This window comes from Vibrio sp. HDW18, from assembly GCF_011306175.1.
Lineage (GTDB): Bacteria > Pseudomonadota > Gammaproteobacteria > Enterobacterales > Vibrionaceae > Vibrio > Vibrio chanodichtyis.
Window position 1 is genome coordinate 1192309 of sequence record NZ_CP049913.1, and the last position, 18659, is coordinate 1210967.

11 protein-coding genes, 5 tRNA genes and 1 pseudogene are annotated in these 18659 nt (G+C 45.9%); 3 read left to right on the plus strand and 14 right to left on the minus strand.

Annotated features, from left to right (window positions below; genetic code table 11):
- Positions 1-206: 206 nt before the first annotated feature.
- From G7083_RS05760 to G7083_RS05820, 13 genes and pseudogenes are all read right to left on the minus strand, one after another.
- A complete protein-coding gene (locus G7083_RS05760) occupies positions 207-857 on the minus strand; it encodes a hypothetical protein (RefSeq protein WP_166013948.1) in 651 nt (216 codons plus the stop codon).
- Positions 858-1849: 992 nt separating this feature from the next.
- Positions 1850-2385 (minus strand): annotated as a pseudogene (locus G7083_RS05765) (protein-methionine-sulfoxide reductase heme-binding subunit MsrQ).
- Complete coding sequence (msrP, locus tag G7083_RS05770; RefSeq protein ID WP_166013949.1) at positions 2382-3386, minus strand: protein-methionine-sulfoxide reductase catalytic subunit MsrP; 1005 nt, start codon at positions 3384-3386, stop codon at positions 2382-2384. Before msrP ends, G7083_RS05765 begins: the two are co-directional and overlap by 4 nt.
- 162 nt (positions 3387-3548) lie before the next feature.
- Positions 3549-4487 carry an SPOR domain-containing protein gene (locus tag G7083_RS05775; protein WP_166013950.1) on the minus strand — a complete coding sequence of 313 codons (939 nt, stop codon included), beginning with the start codon at positions 4485-4487 and terminating at the stop codon, positions 3549-3551.
- Positions 4488-4660: 173 nt separating this feature from the next.
- On the minus strand, positions 4661-5599 hold the full coding sequence (locus G7083_RS05780) for an ABC transporter permease (protein ID WP_166014996.1): 939 nt from the start codon (positions 5597-5599) through the stop codon (positions 4661-4663).
- Between the two features lie 2 nt (positions 5600-5601).
- Complete coding sequence (locus G7083_RS05785) at positions 5602-6579, minus strand: ABC transporter permease (RefSeq protein WP_166013951.1); 978 nt, start codon at positions 6577-6579, stop codon at positions 5602-5604.
- 142 nt (positions 6580-6721) lie between these two features.
- Positions 6722-8278: an ABC transporter substrate-binding protein gene (locus G7083_RS05790; RefSeq protein WP_166013952.1), complete on the minus strand. Its 1557-nt coding sequence runs from the start codon at positions 8276-8278 to the stop codon at positions 6722-6724.
- A gap of 96 nt (positions 8279-8374) precedes the next feature.
- Entirely contained in the window at positions 8375-10090 is a 1716-nt protein-coding gene (locus G7083_RS05795; RefSeq protein ID WP_166013953.1) for an ABC transporter ATP-binding protein, read from the minus strand.
- A 355-nt stretch (positions 10091-10445) separates the two neighbouring features.
- Positions 10446-10522 (minus strand) — tRNA-Pro (locus tag G7083_RS05800).
- A 61-nt stretch (positions 10523-10583) separates the two neighbouring features.
- Positions 10584-10659 (minus strand) — tRNA-His (locus G7083_RS05805).
- A 70-nt stretch (positions 10660-10729) separates the two neighbouring features.
- Positions 10730-10806: transfer RNA gene (locus tag G7083_RS05810), tRNA-Pro, on the minus strand.
- A 60-nt stretch (positions 10807-10866) separates the two neighbouring features.
- A tRNA-His gene (locus tag G7083_RS05815) sits at positions 10867-10942 on the minus strand.
- 37 nt (positions 10943-10979) lie between these two features.
- A tRNA-Arg gene (locus G7083_RS05820) sits at positions 10980-11056 on the minus strand.
- Positions 11057-11344: 288 nt separating this feature from the next.
- On the opposite strand from G7083_RS05820, the gene G7083_RS05825 reads away from it, so the two are divergent.
- A complete protein-coding gene (locus G7083_RS05825; RefSeq protein WP_166013954.1) occupies positions 11345-11752 on the plus strand; it encodes a cytochrome c5 family protein in 408 nt (135 codons plus the stop codon).
- Between the two features lie 74 nt (positions 11753-11826).
- Here G7083_RS05825 and rep read toward each other — a convergent pair whose 3' ends face one another.
- Positions 11827-13842 (minus strand): DNA helicase Rep, encoded by a 2016-nt coding sequence (rep, locus tag G7083_RS05830; RefSeq protein WP_166013955.1) that lies wholly within the window; start codon positions 13840-13842, stop codon positions 11827-11829.
- 495 nt (positions 13843-14337) lie between these two features.
- Between rep and G7083_RS05835 the strand changes: the two genes are divergently transcribed.
- Positions 14338-15444, plus strand: a complete 1107-nt coding sequence (locus G7083_RS05835) for an efflux RND transporter periplasmic adaptor subunit (RefSeq protein ID WP_166013956.1) — start codon at positions 14338-14340, stop codon at positions 15442-15444.
- Positions 15445-15455: 11 nt separating this feature from the next.
- Positions 15456-18566, plus strand: a complete 3111-nt coding sequence (gene vexB / locus G7083_RS05840; RefSeq protein WP_166013957.1) for a multidrug efflux RND transporter permease subunit VexB — start codon at positions 15456-15458, stop codon at positions 18564-18566.
- Positions 18567-18659 lie beyond the last annotated feature (93 nt).

Genomic DNA, 18659 nt, shown 5'->3' on the forward strand with positions numbered 1-18659 from the left:
TTTATGACGCGTTTACATTTTTCTTACTAGAATCGTTTAGTCAATTATTGCACTTGCCAAAAATATGAATATCAACGGATAATACATTTAATATCCACATGAAAAATGAATTAATAAAGGCCTAGTAAAGACCAAGCCCTTATTTTACGACTAAAATAAAAACCAGTTAATTTTATAAAACATCTTCTATTGATTTTATTTTTCTACTAAACTTGCTTGCCTAATATATTTTTTGATACCACATCATAAATATCATTTAATTGAACAACTATCTCTTCTAGCATATCCATTGAGGCTTCTTCTATAAGATTTGACGCCATCCCAGAATAAGTTCCAAACTGAGAAAATGGAACCAATATAATTTGTTTATTTAACAGTTCATCTGCAAGTACTTTGATCTCATCACTTCCAAACTGTATGAAACTTTGTAGCGCTGTAGCCATTGTTCTTAAAGAGCCATTACCGGTTGCAAGTTGCCTAAAATTATTTTTTAATGATACTGCGGTAAAAAAGTCACAAGTCAAAGCTCTTTCTACTGCGCTTAACGCACTATCCACCGCAAGTTGATTAACGTCTATACTTTTATTTTCCAGCATTCGATTACTAGAAATATCTAATGAAAATAGTTTACTTGGAGATGTGCTATCCAATCCTGACATCGACATTGGCTTGTTATTAACATCCTCTAATGGAAGTGGTTTACGTAGGGGACTGATTCTGACTTTATGGCATTTTTGTTCATTTGATTGCTTTACGCTATAAATACTACCAGACAAATTATTACTATCAGTATGATTGCTAGCTTGATTCAGAGTACTGATGGTTGTTTTAGAATATGTTTCAATAGTTGTTGGCATGTATATACCTCTTTTATATAAAAATATAGAAGCTAAGATCCACCTAAACGGGGGAATACTAAACAATAAGATCACAATAAAGACAAAATGAACTCGTAATTTGGTCGTAACTCAGATCGATTTAATCACCGCTAGAACTCCCGATCGATAAACGTTTTTGTAACTTTGCCATGCATATCTTCTATACCCTTCCTACTTGAAACTGCAGCGGTGTTGGCTACGTTTGTTCATCCCAATCATATAGTTTGCCTATGCTCATGGGGATTCACTCACTTGCCGCCTACTAGCAACCCCAAGTTGTTTGGGTATAATTTTAAAAAGTAGATTGCTTCACAGGCAAATCGCTTCAATCTGGAATATAATGGCTGATTAATTCGATCAATCCACTGAGTGAAATTTTTCCTATAGCAGAATTTTCCATTGAGAACTCCTTCATGTAGATACTGAACTCATCCGAAAAAAGTGAGGATAGAACTACTTGAGTAAAGTAAATAATGTATCCTGATTAAATTTACCAGATGTATGAGCCATGATGCATTTATAGTAAAGCTGATCACTAGTCTAAATATTTAAGAGAACTTAGCCAATTCAAATTATAGGTTGATGATTTAGTATCTTGATTTAAGGAGTTATTCATATTAATCATGGAATGTGATAATAAATCCTTAGTGATGTTCATCACCAACATAATAATAGATAATAAAAATAACAAGCAAATAAATTAATGTGATACCGTATGATGGCAATGTGTTAGATTGCTGGATTTTTACCCTAAACGCTTTGAAAATGTCTCAATAAGGAAAATTAGGACAATGATTAAAAATTACTATTTTTATAGAAAATACAACTAGATCTTATCATATAAATATTTTCAGATTGATGTCAGAACCAACCTGTATTGATCGCTCTTGGACATGATATAATCCACTTATTTAGCAGTCAAAACATGCCCAATGTGAATCTGCATTGGGCATATTCTTTTTAGTCAATACTTACGGTTTTGTGATCCAATATTTAAAGGTTCGCCAACGAACTACCAATAAGCTAATCGCAATCAAAATGTAAATAATCGCCTCTGTGACTTCTGACTTGACCGACCAATAATAATGGATAGGGGCTAGTATGGCGGCGAGATAGACCCAATTATGTAGTTTTTGCCATTGAATCCCCATACTCCGCTGTATCAGTCGTATAGAAGTGACCGCCAACAATAGCAATATGCCCCATGCAATCCCTCCGATGGTCAAGTAAGGACGTTTAATTAATTCAACTGCCAATAAGCGCCAATCTAGCCCCAAGTCGAGTACAGCAAGCCTTGCTTACTCCATCTGGCTAGGGGAGTAACCAATAGGGTGATAAACAGAGTATTTAGTGCACTCATCCCGGTGTAGTGAATGATCTCTGGTGTAGGATCACCACCTAAACTACCAGTATTAACAGCCATCACAAGCCAGAGTAAACAACCTAATGAGAGGGCATGAATCACTACTTTCAGTGCAATAATCCGCTTAGGTGTTAACACCATCAATAAAACTTCCTCAAATCTATACCATTGTATAAATGTGCTACTTCTTGCTCATAACCATTAAACAGTAACGTCGGTTGCCTACGGCTGCTTAATACATTTCCTTCACCAATAAAACGTTCACTGGCTTGGCTCCATCGAGGGTGATCAACATTGGGATTTACATTGGCATAAAAACCATATTCATTCGGAGCTAAACGATTCCATGTCGTGGGTGGTTCACGATCAACGAAATGAATACGAACAATAGACTTGATACTTTTGAAGCCATATTTCCATGGTACAACAAGCCTCAAGGGTGCTCCATTTTGTGGCGCAAGTGTTTTGCCATATAAACCAACTGAAATTAAGGTCAGTGGGTTGATGGCTTCATCTAAGCGCAACCCTTCAACATACGGATACTCAATATTGCTGAATGCGCTTTGTGCGGGGAACTGTTTTGGATCGTAGAGCGTTTCAAATGCGACATATTTAGCGCTGCTTTTAGGATCCACCATCTTAATGATGTCAGCGAGAGGAAATCCAATCCATGGAATATTCATTGACCATGCTTCAACGCAACGTAAGCGGTAAATTCGCTCTTCTAGTGCAAATTTCTTAAAGATATCCTCGTAATCGAGTGTCAAGGGATTATTGACTAAGCCATCAATTTCAATTTTCCAAGGGTCTGTAATAAATTGGGATGAGTTTTTAGCAGGATCAGATTTACCGGTGCCAAATTCATAAAAGTTATTGTATGTCATAACCTTACTTTCCGGCGTAAGCGCTAAATCAGCTTGATATTGTGCTGACTTCGTAGCAAAAAGATTCCTTCTATTATCTAGAATAGGATTCTCGTTTGCAGAAAAAAAATCCAAAATTCCAGCTTGAGCATTAGCAGCAATGGGCATACCAACAACCGCAATCCCTAACTTTTTGAGTATTTCTCGACGCTCTTGGTAGACAGATTCTGGAGTCACTTGATTATCAGACAGAGCCCAGCGGTACTTCTTCTTAATCCACATAAATTTCCCCTACAACTCTTTCCGTTTAGGTAGACAGCAAATGCGTGACATTTTGCTTTAATATGGACAATATAAATCAATATTTGTTTCAAAAGGCAGACTATACATTCACACAAAAAAATAAATAATCATCTTACAGCTTGCCCTCCTACTGACTAAATCTTACTTCACACACAGCACATTAAGCAGTGACGAGCCGTTTAGTGGATTGACTTTGCCAGTCGCAAATAGCCCTTTGCGGCCTTCTCCCCAATAGGGAAGCTGCACTGGCCAGCGCTGCGCTTGCATCTGCTGGGTATTGAGTAAGGCTGACCACTCTTGCTCGCTTGGTAGACGCATCGCAAGCTGCTGGCACACACTTTGTGCTGCAGCATAATCAAGCCGATTCCACGCTAAATCGTGTTCCATATAAAATGGCACTTGCGGGTTGCCGGTATACGGCAGCGCAAAGGTTTGACTGCCGACTTTGATTGACTGGCGTAACACAAAATCGTGATTTGCCGATGGGCGAGGCATGCTGTTGAGTTTGGCGGGCGACTCCGTGCTCGTCGCGGTCAGAGCAGAGATTGGCTTATTGGGCGGCGTGCTGAGCGATTGATTGAGCGGAGCTTGTTGGCTCACAGCCTGAGCTACAGTGGGCGTTGCACTGCGCAACTCTTTAGCTTGCCGCACGGACTGTGGCGCAGTGTTTTTGATCACTTGACGTATAAAAGCTTGTTCAAAACTTGCCAGTTTTTTTATCTGCTTTAGCTCCTGGCTGGCGATAGCAAAATCGCTATAGGGGCCAATCAAACAGCGTGCGCCTTTGGGCTCAGGCTTGAGCCAAATATCGGTCGAGATGTGTTCATAAAGCGTTTTTACGCTGGTAAGCGGCATCAGTTGACTTAACATGCCACACTGGATCCAGAACAGTGAATCGCCGGGCTGAGGTTTTTTGCCCCACAAGCCCTCACCAATTGGGCAAGCCGTATCCAGCTCGGGCAGTGTATCGACCGCAGCTTGCTGCGCTTCACACCAATATTCACTACTGGCAAACCCGGTCAGCGGAGCGAGCAACAACCAAACCAAACTTAGCTTGCGGTATTCTATCCATTTCGACATCCACTGCATTCCTCATCATTGATCACCCATCGCCTTTGCCCTGCGCCATCGCTGCACAGCTTGAAGGGCATCGGTACCGAAAACAGATGCAAAAACAGTGCAAAAAACCGCCGAGCATTCAACTTCGGCGGCCAGTTTATCAAGAGTTTGTGAAGCTCATCGATTCGGCAGGCTTAGCCCTTATAAATTTTTGGGTTAAACACATCGCGTAGCCAATCACCGAGCAGATTAATCACCAACACCAGCAGCACCAGCACCACCCCAGGAAAAGCGGTGATCCACCATGCGCCGGAAAAAATATAGCTAAAACCAATGCTGATCAGCGAGCCCAGAGAAGGCTGATCGACTGGCAAGCCTAAGCCAAGGAAAGACAGCGCCGCTTCCGACATAATCGCATTGGCAACTTGTACAGTTGAAATCACTAAGATCGGCGATAAACAGTTCGGCAAAATATGCCGAAACATGATACGTGGCGCTTTAAAGCCCATCACGCGCGCCGCTTCAACATACTCCTTTTTCTTTTCGGCCAATACCGAGGCTCGCACAGTACGCGCGTATTGCGGCCATTCGGCAATACCGATGATCACCACCAACATCACCACCGCATATTGACCGAAAAATTCGCCACCAAAGCTCGCTTTAAAAATTGCCGAGACAATGATAGCCACCATCATGGTGGAAAATGAGAGCTGAATATCGGCAAAACGCATCAAAAAACTGTCAATCCGACCTCCGAAATAGCCTGCCGACAGGCCAATCACAATGCCTAACGCCAGTTGTAAAGCGACCGCCAAAAAACCGATGGTTAACGATAGACGTGAGCCATACAAAATCGTCGAAAATATGTCGCGTCCTTGCTCATCGGTGCCAAGCAGAAAATGTGCTTCGCCCCCTTCCATCCAGGCTGGCGGTAATTCAGCATCCATAATATCGATCGCTGATAGATCGTATGGATTAGTCGGTGCCAGCCATGGTGCACCTAAAGCCACCACCACAAAGAATAGAAATACGCTAAAGCTACCGATCGCGACTTTATCGCGCATAAAATAATACAAAAAGTCCGACTGCTGAAAACGCTGCCAGCGCGAAGGAGCACCAGATACTGCACTCATCATTACGCTCCTTTGCCCGTGAGATTGACAGTGGGGTTAATCAGACCATACAGCAGATCAACAATGGTATTGGTCACTACGAAGATCAGCCCGACAAAAATCACATAAGCGGTGATCAATGGCGTATCGACTCGATTAATTGCCTCTAAAAACAGTAAACCGGTTCCCGGCCACTGAAAGACAGTTTCGGTCAAAATGGTGTACGCTACCATAGTACCAATTTGCACCCCTCCGACGGTTAATACCGGTAGCAAGGTGTTTTTCAATGCATGCTGGTAATAGATTTTATTGAGTGGCAAACCTTTGGCTTGGGCAAATTTAATGTATTCCGAACCAAGCACTTCCAACATTTCTGAGCGTACTAACCGGATAAATAGCGGCAACATGATTGAGGCTAAAGCGATTGAGGGCAGCACCAAATGACGTAAGCCATCGAGCGTAAAAAAGCCCGATTGCCATCCCAAAACGTTGGCCGTGGCACCGCGCCCATAAGAGGGCAACCAACCCAGTTCAATCGAGAAGACGTACATCAACAGGATGGCGGTTAAAAACACTGGGATCGAAATCCCAATACTGCTCCCTGCCATAATGATTTTAGTTATCCAGCTTTTAGGGTGAATTGCTGAATAGACGCCAAGTGGGATGGAAAAACACACAATGATTAGCGTGGCGCCAAATACCAATTCTAGGGTGGCCACCAACTTATCCAAAATGACATCCAACGCAGGGCGCTTAAAGAAATATGAGGTCCCTAAATCACCCTGAACTGCCGCGCTAATAAAACGCGAGTATTTAACCATGAACGGATCATTGAGCCCCAAGTGGTCACGCAATGCTTGGCGTTCAGACTCTGAAACCGATTGCCCCACCAACTCACGCAATGGATCACCGAGATTATCCTGAATGGCGAAGGCCACTAAACTGATCACCAACATCACTATCAGTGCCTGATACAGGCGCTTGACCAGAAACGAAAACATTCCCTGCCCCTTTCATTTTTATATCGATTGATTACGCGCCAATGCTTCAAACAAGCATCGGGTACTTTGCTGCCGAGAAGACCACAAAGTACCCGACGACACACTGCGCAAGAGTCAACTAAGCGAGATGTGTCAGCGCTGATTACTCTTTCACCACCAGATCACCAAAATAAGGGAAATCCATCCCATTGATGATCGGAGCGATGTCAAGTGTGGTTTTCGCTGCCCAAGAGGGATCTTGGAAGTGTAGTGGTACGAAGGCCGCTTCGTTATATAAGATCGCCTCCACCTGCTTGAGCATCGCGCTGCGTTTGGCAAGATCGGTTTCGGAGTTGGCTTCATCAACCAGCTTATCCACCTCGGCATTCGAGTAATAACCACAGTTGTACTGACCTTTACCGGTATTGGCATCACGCGTCATAGTCAAAAACTCGGTAAAGTTGGCCGAATCTTCAGTATCAGGATGCCAACCTATCATCAGCATATCGGCGGCACACTTATCAAACTCTGGCCAGTATTGCGCTTTAGGTAAGGTTTTTAAATCGACTTTGATGCCAATTCGCGCCAGCATTGCCGAGGTTGCTTGGGCAATTTTCTCATCATTTACGTAGCGGTTATTGGGCGCAATCATGGTCAGATTAAAACCCTGTTCATAACCAGCCTCTTTCATCAGTTGCTTAGCTTTCGCCAGATCAAAGCGTGGCTTGAGGTTTTCATTGTAACCGGCATAACCAATAGGACTTTGTTGGTTGGCAACTGTCGCCGCACCTTTCATCACTTTGTCGACAATCCCTTGGGTATTGATCGCGTGCACAATCGCTTGACGTACTCGCACATCTTTCAAGGCTGGATTGCTATTTTGGTTCATTTGGAAAGTGATCACGCGCGTACCTGGCATAGTAAACAGAGCTACGCCTTTGGCGTTTTGGATGCGTTGGTAATCATTAGGCGCAACGGGGGCGATCATGTCCACCCCGCCAGACAACAGCGCAGCAACCCGAGTCGCGTCTTCTTTGATCACCGAGAGAGTTAGCTTGTCGACATTGCCTTTTGATGCGCTATCCCAGTAATTAGGATTACGTTGCAGCACCAGATTAATCCCTTGCTCACGACTGCTCACCATAAATGGGCCAGTGCCTGAGATATGCTCAGAGGCGAAGGAGTTACCATGCTTGACGATTTCGGCTTTATCTTTGCCATCAGCCGTCAGGCCGGTATAGAACTTACTGTCCATCGGGAAAATATAGGTCGCCACGTTTTCAATCAGCGGATAAGTACCCGCGGTTTTGATTTCAATCGTGTAGTCATCGACTTTGGTCAGCGCAACCAGCGGCTCAAAAATACCTTTAAAATCGGCTGACTGCTTCAAGCGGTTAAAGGTCCACACCACATCATCGGCACTAAAATCATTACCGGATTGAAACTTGACCCCTTGGCGCAAGGTAAAGCGCATGGTTTCATTATCAATACGCTGCCAAGATTGTGCTAAACGTGGTTCGAACTCCATAGTCTGCGTGAAACGGATCAGCGGATCGAGCACCATGTGCGAAAGCTGTAATGTGGCACCAGAGAGCTGCTCATGGGGATCCATCGAGACTGGGTCGGAATCATAAGCGACGGTAATATCCGCCGCCAAGCTGCCAAAACTCAAGCCAGCCGCGATCAAGGCCAACGCTAGTTGGTTTTTTATGGTTTTCATTGCATAACTCCTTATGCGGGAATCCAATCCCTTGTTGATTGTGTTTGCTTCTGTCACTACCGCCAACCAAACGGCATGGTTGGCGAAATTTAACGGCTATGCTGCCGTTGTCGTTTCGCGTAAGCCTGTAAATTCAGGCATTAAGGAAATCAATTTTTTGCTGTACTCATGCTGTGGATCGGTAAACAGTTGCTCAGTCGGTGCCACTTCCAACAGCGTGCCCATCTGCATCACTCCAACGCGATCACACATCTGGCGGATCACCGGTAAATCGTGGCTGATAAATAACATGGTCAGATTCAGCTCATCTTGCAGATCTTTGAGCAAGTTCAGAATTTGCGCCTGCACCGAGACATCGAGCGCCGAGGTCGGTTCATCACAAATCAGTAGGCGTGGACGGGTCGCTAAAGCGCGCGCGATCGAAATTCGCTGCCGCTGACCGCCAGAAAATTCATGGGGGTATTTCAAGCCTGCCATCGCGCCTAAACCAACATGCTCCAGCAGATCGTTGACGATGTGCCGCGTTTCACTTTCACTGCGCGTCAGTTTATGAAAACGGATCGGTTCGGCGATGATGTCGAAAATTTTCATGCGCGGATTCATTGAGGTATACGGATTTTGGAATACCATCTGCATTTGACGCCGTAAAGGGCGGCGTTGGTGTTCCGATTTCAGCGCAGTTAAATCAATCCCTTCAAAGCTCACTCGCCCGGCATTGGGTTGGTACAAACCGGCGATCACTCGTGCAATGGTTGATTTCCCTGAGCCAGATTCACCAACTAAGCCAAAAGTTTCCCCTTCATGGACTTCAAAACTGACATTATCGGAGGCTTGTACATATTCGCGGCGGCTGGCGAATAAAGAATCTTTGGTCACAAAACGTAGGCTCACGTTATCCACTTTGAGTAGCGGACCACGGTATTGACGCTGATCTTGACTCTGCCCTAGCCAGTGATTTTTCACATCCAAAGGCTGCAACTGTTGCGCTTGTTCGATATAACTCACGAGAGGAAAACGATCCAACTTGCGATCAGAACGCGGCACGGCTGAAATTAGGCTGCGAGTATAAGGGTGCTGTGGCGTGCCAAGCACTTTGGTAGTGGGGCCAAACTCGACCAAATCACCACGATACATCACCGCGACGCGATCGGTCACATTCGATACCACGCCCATATCATGCGTCACCAACATACAGCCGACATTGTTTTGCTTACATAGCTCACGGATCAGGGTCAAGATTTGGTCTTGAATCGATACGTCAAGCGCGGTGGTTGGCTCATCAGCGATGATCAAATCAGGCTCACCCGCCAGCGCAATCGCAATCACCACCCGTTGACGCATACCACCAGAAAATTGATGCGGATACTGTTTGAGACGGTTTTCGGGTTGGGGGATGCCAACTTGCTGCAACAAAGATAATGCGCGTTGATAGGCTTGCTGATCACTCACCTGCATGTTGGCATGAATGGTTTCGGTTAATTGCTGTTCAACCGTAAACAGTGGATTGAGTGAGGTCATCGGATCTTGAAAAATAAAGCCGATTTTGCTGCCACGCACTTCACGCATCGCTTGGGGCGATAAACCGGAAATTTTCTCACCGTTTAAATAAACTTCACCGGCCGCAATCGTGCCAGGAGGGCTAAGCAGATCAATAACGGCATTGCCTACCGTTGATTTTCCAGCCCCCGACTCGCCTACCACACCGACAATTTCACCCTCTTGGATATCCAAGGTGAGCGATTTGACTGCGACATGCACCCCATGCCGCGAAGGGTATTCAATTCTAAGATTTTTAACTGCTAAAAGTGACATTCCATCAGACCTCTACCGCTGAGGCAATTTTGCCCTGTCTGAAGCACATCAGCGCATAACCGAAACTGATGTGCATTTGCATCCATTCGAATCAGAATTATCTTCTGACGATTTACAAGCCTCTCAATTTGGCAAATCTTGCGCGTAAAAGCAACAAAGCTGGGGCAAAAAAACGCCAACTCTAGCTAAAGTGCAATATGAGGGGTTCAAGAGAAAGGTACACCCGAATGATTTACAACGGAGGGCAATGACGTTTAGCCGAGCAATAGCAGCCAATCACCGCGCATAAAGTCGGGTTAAATTTTGCGATAGATAAAATGCAAAAAACCCCAGCAGATGCTGAGGCTTTGAAAAGTGGTCGGTGAAGAGGGATTCGAACCCCCGACCCTCTGGTCCCAAACCAGATGCGCTACCAAGCTGCGCTATTCACCGACTTAATTTGCTTAAGCTTTACAACTTAAGACTGGAAATAATTGACTATCACCAAAATAAATGGGGTGGCTAATGGGGCTCGAACCCACGACAACCGGAATCACAATCCGGGGCTCTACCAACTGAGCTATAGCCACCACTGCAACTTGTAATAACCGCTTGCCTGCCGTTATTTAAGACCACGCATTTGCCTAATCTTTAAATAAGTGGTCGGTGAAGAGGGATTCGAACCCCCGACCCTCTGGTCCCAAACCAGATGCGCTACCAAGCTGCGCTATTCACCGACTTAATTTGCTTAAGCTTTACACTTAAGACCGGAGATAGTTAACTATCACCAAAATAAATGGGGTGGCTAATGGGGCTCGAACCCACGACAACCGGAATCACAATCCGGGGCTCTACCAACTGAGCTATAGCCACCACTGATATTTATTTACCGATATTCCCCAGGCGAACATGGCGCGCCCGAAAGGATTTGAACCTTCGACCTTTGGCTCCGGAGGCCAACGCTCTATCCAGCTGAGCTACGGGCGCATGCCCTATCGGCGGAGTGGAATAATACGTAGATCACCTAAGGGCGTCTAGTGTTTTTTTTAGTTTTTTTACTGATTGGTGCCTTTTTCATCAGGCGCTTGCTGCTCTTCTATTGGTTAAGAGGGTGATTCACGACGAGAAGAGGGTATTTGCAGGTTTGTTGCAACATATTACCGCGCTATACTCAATTTACTTTTCACATCTACTTAACATTAATAATGTGAAATTTAAGCTGGAAAAAGGATGGGTAAGCCACACTTACCTTAATTATGTAAAGTGAGTTTAGATATGTTGCGAACACTCTTTAACCTGCTAGTGATAACGCTTGGCTCAGCGCTGTCAAGTGGCACATGGGCGATAACCGATGCCGATAAACATGCGATTGCGGAGCGGATCAAACCGGTTGGCAATGTTTATCTGGCCAGTAGCGAACCGACCCCAGTCGTGGCAACGGGTCCACGCGATGGTGCGACAGTCTACGGCACCTTTTGTATTGCTTGTCACTCAACTGGCGTATCAGGTGCTCCTAAAATCGGCAGCGCTGCCGAATGGGGAGCACGTATTGCACAAGGTAAAGAAGTGCTAAAAAATCATGCACTGCATGGCTTTAATGCTATGCCGGCCAAAGGTACCTGTGTCGATTGTTCGGATGCTGAAATCGTAGCAGCGATTGAACATATGATTGCTGGGTTGTGATCAACTGTACTCCACAACCCAGCCAGTGGCGGCTCTCTCGCTTACTGGATTTTCCAATCGATAACCAGTAGCAATTATTTCTTAAACATCGCGCGTAAATTGGCAATATGTGCTTGGCCCTTGGCCATTCGCTCTTGTTGACTGACCGGCTTTTTCTTGAGTTCCCACTCAATATCATCTTGTGGTAACTCATCGAGAAAACGGCTGTGCTGCGGCTTGATCAGCTCACCAAACTGGCGACGCTCTTTACACACCATAAAGGTCAGCTCACGCTGTGCACGAGTGATGCCGACATACATTAAGCGGCGTTCCTCTTCGACATTTTCCTCATCAATACTGGTTTGGTGCGGCAAAATGCCCTCTTCCGCTCCCATCAGATACACGTAAGGAAACTCCAGCCCTTTTGATGCGTGCAGCGTCATCAATTGTACGGCATCGCTATCATCGTTCTCTTCACCGCGCTCCATCATGTCGCGCAAGGTCAAACGCTGGACCACTTCTTTAAGGGTTTTCGGTTGTTGATCCGGGTTATCGCCGGACAAGTCGGCCACAATCCATGAATAAAGATCAGAGACGTTTTTCATGCGCATTTCCGCCGCTTTAGGGCTGGCGGAGGTTTCATACAACCAGTCTTCATAATGAATATCACGCACCAATGCGCGCACGGCCTCAATACTATCGCCACGCTGTGCGTTATCAGCCACTGCCACCAACCACTCGCTAAAACGGCGTAAATTATCGAGTCCACGCCCAGTAAGATGCTGCTCTAAACCCAATTCAAAGCTGGCAGCTAGCAGGCTCTTACCGCGCATATTGGCGTAGCTGCCGAGTTTTTCTAAGGTCGCCGGGCCAATCTCGCGCTTTGGGGTATTCACGATGCGTAAAAAAGCGTTGTCATCATCCGGGTTCACCAGCACACGTAGGTAAGCCATGATGTCTTTAATTTCCGCTCGTGCAAAAAAAGAGGTGCCACCCGATAACTTATAGGGCACTCGGTTTTGGGTGAGCGACTTTTCAATTAGGCGCGATTGATGATTACCACGATACAAGATTGCGTAATCCCGATATTCGGTACGGTTGAGAAACTTATGCGCGATAATCTCTGCGGTCACTCGCTCTGCTTCATGATCGTCATTGTTGGCGAGAATAACTTTGAGTTGTTCGCCCTCCACCAACTCCGAAAATAGTGCTTTTTGATAGACGTGTGGGTTATTAGCAATCAAGATATTCGCCGCACGCAAAATACGCCGCGTTGATCGATAATTTTGCTCCAATTTTACCAATTTTAAATTGGTAAAATCTTCACCTAGCAACACTAGGTTTTGTGGCTTGGCGCCGCGCCATGAGTAAATCGACTGATCATCATCACCGACCACAGTTAAACGGCCACGCTCTCCTACCAACAGTTTTACCAATTCATACTGACTGGTATTGGTATCTTGATATTCATCAACTAACAGATAGCGGATCCGATTTTGCCAACGCTGACGTACCTCTTCACTACTGCGCAGCAGCAATACTGGCAGTAAAATCAGATCATCAAAATCCAGTGCGTTATAAGCCTGCATCTGTTTTTGATAACGTTCAAAACAGTGCGCAAACAGTTGCTGCTGTTCGCCTTGCGCCCGCGCCATCGCCTGCTGCGGGGTAAGCATGTCATTTTTCCAATTAGAAATCGTGCTCAGCAGTTGGCGCAGCAAGTCTTTATCGCCATCGAGCTGCTGTTCGGTCAACTCTTTGAGTAGTGCCAACTGATCTTGATCATCAAATAATGAAAATCCTGCTTTTAAGCCCAGCGCTTTGAATTCACGACGAATAATATTCAAACCTAAGGTATGAAAAGTAGAGACCATTAAGCCTCGTGATTCCGCTTTACCCAGCGTTTGTGCCACGCGATCTTTCATTTCGCGTGCCGCTTTATTGGTAAAAGTGACCGCCGCAATATTGCGCGCCTTATAGCCACATTGCTGCACCAAATAAGCGATTTTATTGGTGATAACCCGCGTTTTGCCCGAACCAGCCCCCGCAAGGACTAAGCAGGGTCCGGAAACATATTTGACCGCTTCATCTTGTCTTGGGTTTAACTTCATAGCGATTTCAATCCTATCTATTTAGCCGCTCATCATAATCTGCTCACCCCAGATCACCAACAAAGAAACCATCTGCCTTAAACTTTGCTGCACAAGTGTATTGCAAAACAGGGGGGTTAGCCGCTATAATAAGCAAACGTTCACTGGCCGATAAACCTGATGTCTTAATTAGCTGACCATTCTCGGTGGTTAATGCTTGGTGTGACATTATGCGTAATAGCGTACAGTATGACGGTTTATCAATAAGTTGTTGCTACACAAGGGAACTAGGGTAGAGAATGCGTGCCCAAGTCGAAGGTGATTTGACCAAGGAAAACCACCGCAGGGACTTTTCAAATATCTCGACCGCCATTTTGGGTGCTGAGTTTTGAAATCACTGGCTCTTGCTTGTCAATATGCTTTAGGTTTTATCAACTGGATGATTTGGCTCTCGATGCTATGATTGGATCTAGTTGTAATGCTATTACTCAACACTAATTTGGAGTTCGCACCAGAATGAAAAAGTGGACATTCTTTATGTTGCTTATCGCGACCCTGCTGTTCGGCAGTGTGATAGGCTTCAACCTGTTTAAACAACAGAAAATTGCCGAGTATTTGGCCAATCGTCCTGAATCCGAATTTCCGGTGACAGTGACTACAGTTAACTCGGTTGATTGGGTGCCAGTGATTGAAGCAATTGGCTTCATTGAACCTAACCAAGGCGTGACTCTGACCAGCGAAAGCTCTGGCGTAATTAGCCAAATTCTATTTGAATCAGGCACTCAGGTGGCAAACCAGCAACCACTGGTGTTACTTGACTCTTCGGTGGAAAAAGCCAACCTAAAAAGCTCAGAAGCTCGTCTGCCAGCCGCCAAGGCGAAGTATGAGCGTTACAAAGGCTTATTTGCCAAGGGCTCAATTTCTAAAGAAGCCTACGATGAAGCGGAAGCGAACTACTACGCACTGGCCGCTGACATTGAAGGCTTGAAAGCCAGCATTGCGCGCCGCGAAATCAAAGCACCGTTTGCGGGTGTGATCGGGATCCGTAATGTGTTTTTAGGCCAATATCTACAACCTGGTACCGATATTGTTCGTCTGGAAGATACCAGCGTGATGCGCCTGCGCTTCACTGTGCCACAAACCGATATTTCGCGGATTTCAATGGATCAAGAGGTCGATATCATCGTCGATTCTTATCCACAAGATTCATTTAAAGGTTCAATCTCTGCGATTGAGCCAGCCGTTAGCGTGCAGAGTGGCTTGATCCAAGTCCAAGCGGATATCCCGAATAGTGATGGTAAGTTACGTAGCGGTATGTTTGCCCGCGCCAACATCATTCTGCCGAAACTAGAGAACCAAGTGACTCTGCCACAAACTGCCATTACCTATACCCTGTATGGTGACAATGTTTACCTTGTGGCCGAAGAAAATGGTGAGCAACGCGTGCAGCAACATGTGGTAAAAGTCGGCGAACGTTCAGAGTCAATTGCGCATATCCTGGAAGGTGTCAAACCGGGCGATGTAGTAGTCACTACTGGTCAAGTTCGTCTAAGTAATGGTGCTAAAGTTCGTATTGTCGAAAGTGATGCGACCAAAGTACCAACAGAAACCCCAATGCTGTAAGCGGAGGCATCATGCGCTTTACTGATGTTTTTATAAAACGTCCTGTTTTAGCGGTATCGATCAGCTTTTTGATTGTGTTGCTTGGTCTGCAAGCGATTTTCAAAATGCAGGTGCGTGAATACCCTGAAATGACCAATACCGTAATCACGGTAAGCACCAGTTATTACGGTGCCAGCGCTGATTTGATCCAAGGTTTTATTACCCAGCCATTGGAGCAAGCCGTCGCACAAGCCGATAATATTGACTATATGACCTCACAGTCGGTGTTAGGCAGCTCGACCATTACGGTTACGATGAAGCTCAATACCGATCCTAACGCTGCATTGTCAGATGTATTGGCCAAAACCAACTCAGTGCGCTCGCAGTTGCCTGGTGAAGCAGAAGACCCTACGGTCACCATGTCAACCGGTTCAACCACCGCTGTAATGTACATTGGTTTTACCAGTGAAGAGTTATCTTCTAGCCAGATCACTGACTACTTAGTGCGAGTGGTTAACCCACAGTTTTATGCGGTGAATGGTCTTTCCAGTATCGACCTGTATGGCGGTATGCAATACGCACTACGTGTCTGGTTAGATCCAGCCAAAATGGCAGCACTTAGCCTGTCAGCATCTGATGTGATGAGTGTGCTTAATGCCAATAACTACCAATCCGCAACGGGTCAAGCGATTGGTGAATTCGTGCTATATAACGGCAGTGTTGATACCCAAGTTTCCAACGTAGAAGAGTTGGAAAATCTGGTGGTTAAGGCAGAAAAAGGCAACGTTACCCGTCTTGGTGATATTGCGAAAGTCACCTTAGAAAAAAGCCATGACTCTTATCGGGCCAGCGCCAACGGTCGTGAAGCGGTCGTTGCGGCAGTCAGTGCGGCACCAAGTGCCAACCCGATCAATATTGCCAAAGATGTGTTGGAGATCCTGCCTGAGCTACGCAAAAACATGCCAAGTAATATCCAAATGAGCGTGTTGTATGACTCAACGGTTGCGATCAACGAATCCATCCATGAAGTAATCAAAACCATCATTGAAGCTGCCATTATCGTACTAATCGTGATTACCCTGTTCTTGGGTTCTCTGCGTGCGGTACTGATCCCGATTGTCACTATTCCACTTTCTCTGATTGGGGTGGCAATGGTAATGCAGATGATGGGCTTCTCTTGGAACTTGATGACTCTGCTCGCGATGGTGTTGGCTATCGGTCTGGTGGTTGACGATGCGATCGTGGTGCTAGAGAACGTTGACCGTCATGTCAAAGAAGGCGAATCACCTTTCCGTGCTGCAATCATTGGTACCCGCGAGATCGCCATCCCTGTTATCGCCATGACGCTGACCTTAGGTGCGGTGTATGCTCCGATTGCGTTAATGGGCGGCATTACCGGTGCGCTGTTTAAAGAGTTCGCACTCACTCTGGCCGGGGCGGTGTTTGTCTCTGGTATTATCGCGTTGACTTTGTCGCCGATGATGTGTTCAAAAATGCTCAAGGCTAATGAAGCCCCAAACAAATTTGAACTCAAAGTACACCATCTGCTCGATCGCATGACGGCACGCTATGAAGGTATGTTACAAGCGGTTATGGCTCATCGCCCAGTAGTGATTGGTTTTGCGTTGATCGTATTTGCTAGCCTACCTATGCTGTTTAAGTTTATTCCAAGTGAATTAGCGCCAGCAGAGGATAAAGGGGTATTGATGCTGATGGGTACAGGCCCGTCAAATGCGAACCTAGATTATCTGGCTAATACCATGGCGGATGTCAATGATATCTTATCCAACCAACCTGAAGTTCAGTTTGCGCAGGTATTTACCGGAATTCCAAACTCCAACCAAGCATTAGGTATCGCTTCTATGGTGCCGTGGAGTCAACGTCAAGCCAGCCAAGCCGAAGTGACCAACCGAGTTGGTACTTTAGTACAGGACATCCCTGGCATGGCGGTCACTGCTTTCCAGATGCCAGAACTTCCGGGGGCAGGCTCAGGCTTACCGATCCAATTTGTGATCACGACACCAAGCAACTTTGAAAGCCTATTTACCATCGCAACTGATGTGCTGACCGAAGTAAAAACCAATCCAATGTTTGTTTATTCAGATCTTGATTTGAACTTCGATTCGGCGACCATGAAGATCAACATTGATAAAGATAAAGCCGGTGCTTACGGTGTGACCATGCAAGATATTGGTATCACTCTCAGCACTATGATGGCGGACGGTTATGTTAACCGTATCGACCTCAACGGCCGCTCTTACGAAGTGATCCCACAAGTGGAACGTAAATGGCGTCTCAATCCAGAATCAATGAACAGCTACTATGTTCGCGCAGCCGATGGCAACGTGATCCCGCTTGGTAGCTTAGTAACCATTGATGTGGTGGCAGAACCTCGCTCTTTACCACACTTCAACCAGCTCAACTCAGCCACCGTCGGTGCTGTACCATCACCGGGTACTGCAATGGGCGATGCGATCGACTGGTTTGAAAATCTCGCCAGCAATAAGCTACCGAAAGGCTACAGCCATGATTACATGGGTGAAGCACGTCAGTATGTGACAGAAGGCAGCGCGCTATATGCGACCTTTGGCTTGGCATTGGCGATCATTTTCTTGGTATTGGCGATTCAGTTTGAATCTCTCAAAGATCCACTGGTGATCATGGTTTCGGTGCCGCTGGCGATTTGTGGTGCATTAATCGCACTCGCTTGGGGTACGGCCACCATGAATATCTACTCGCAAGTTGGTTTGATCACCCTGGTTGGTTTGATCACCAAGCACGGTATCTTGATTTGTGAGGTCGCTAAAGAAGAGCAGTTACATAACAAACTGAATCGTATTGATGCGGTCATGCATGCAGCCAAAATACGTTTACGTCCGATTCTGATGACCACCGCTGCGATGATCGCCGGTCTGATCCCGCTGATGTACGCCACTGGTGCTGGTGCGGCTCAACGCTTCAGTATCGGTATCGTGATTGTTTCAGGCTTGGCCATCGGTACTCTGTTTACTCTGTTTGTACTGCCAGTGATTTACAGCTACTTGGCTGAAAAACACAAACCACTGCCGATCTTTGTCGAAGATAAAGATCTTGAGAAATTGGCACGGATGGATGAAGTGAAAGCGGCACACCGTCAACTGTAATCCAATCTCTCATCACCCACTCACAAAAGGCCATTTCGATGGCCTTTTTTATTGCCGAATCTAACGACATTGTCGGCTGAATTGCATAGAATA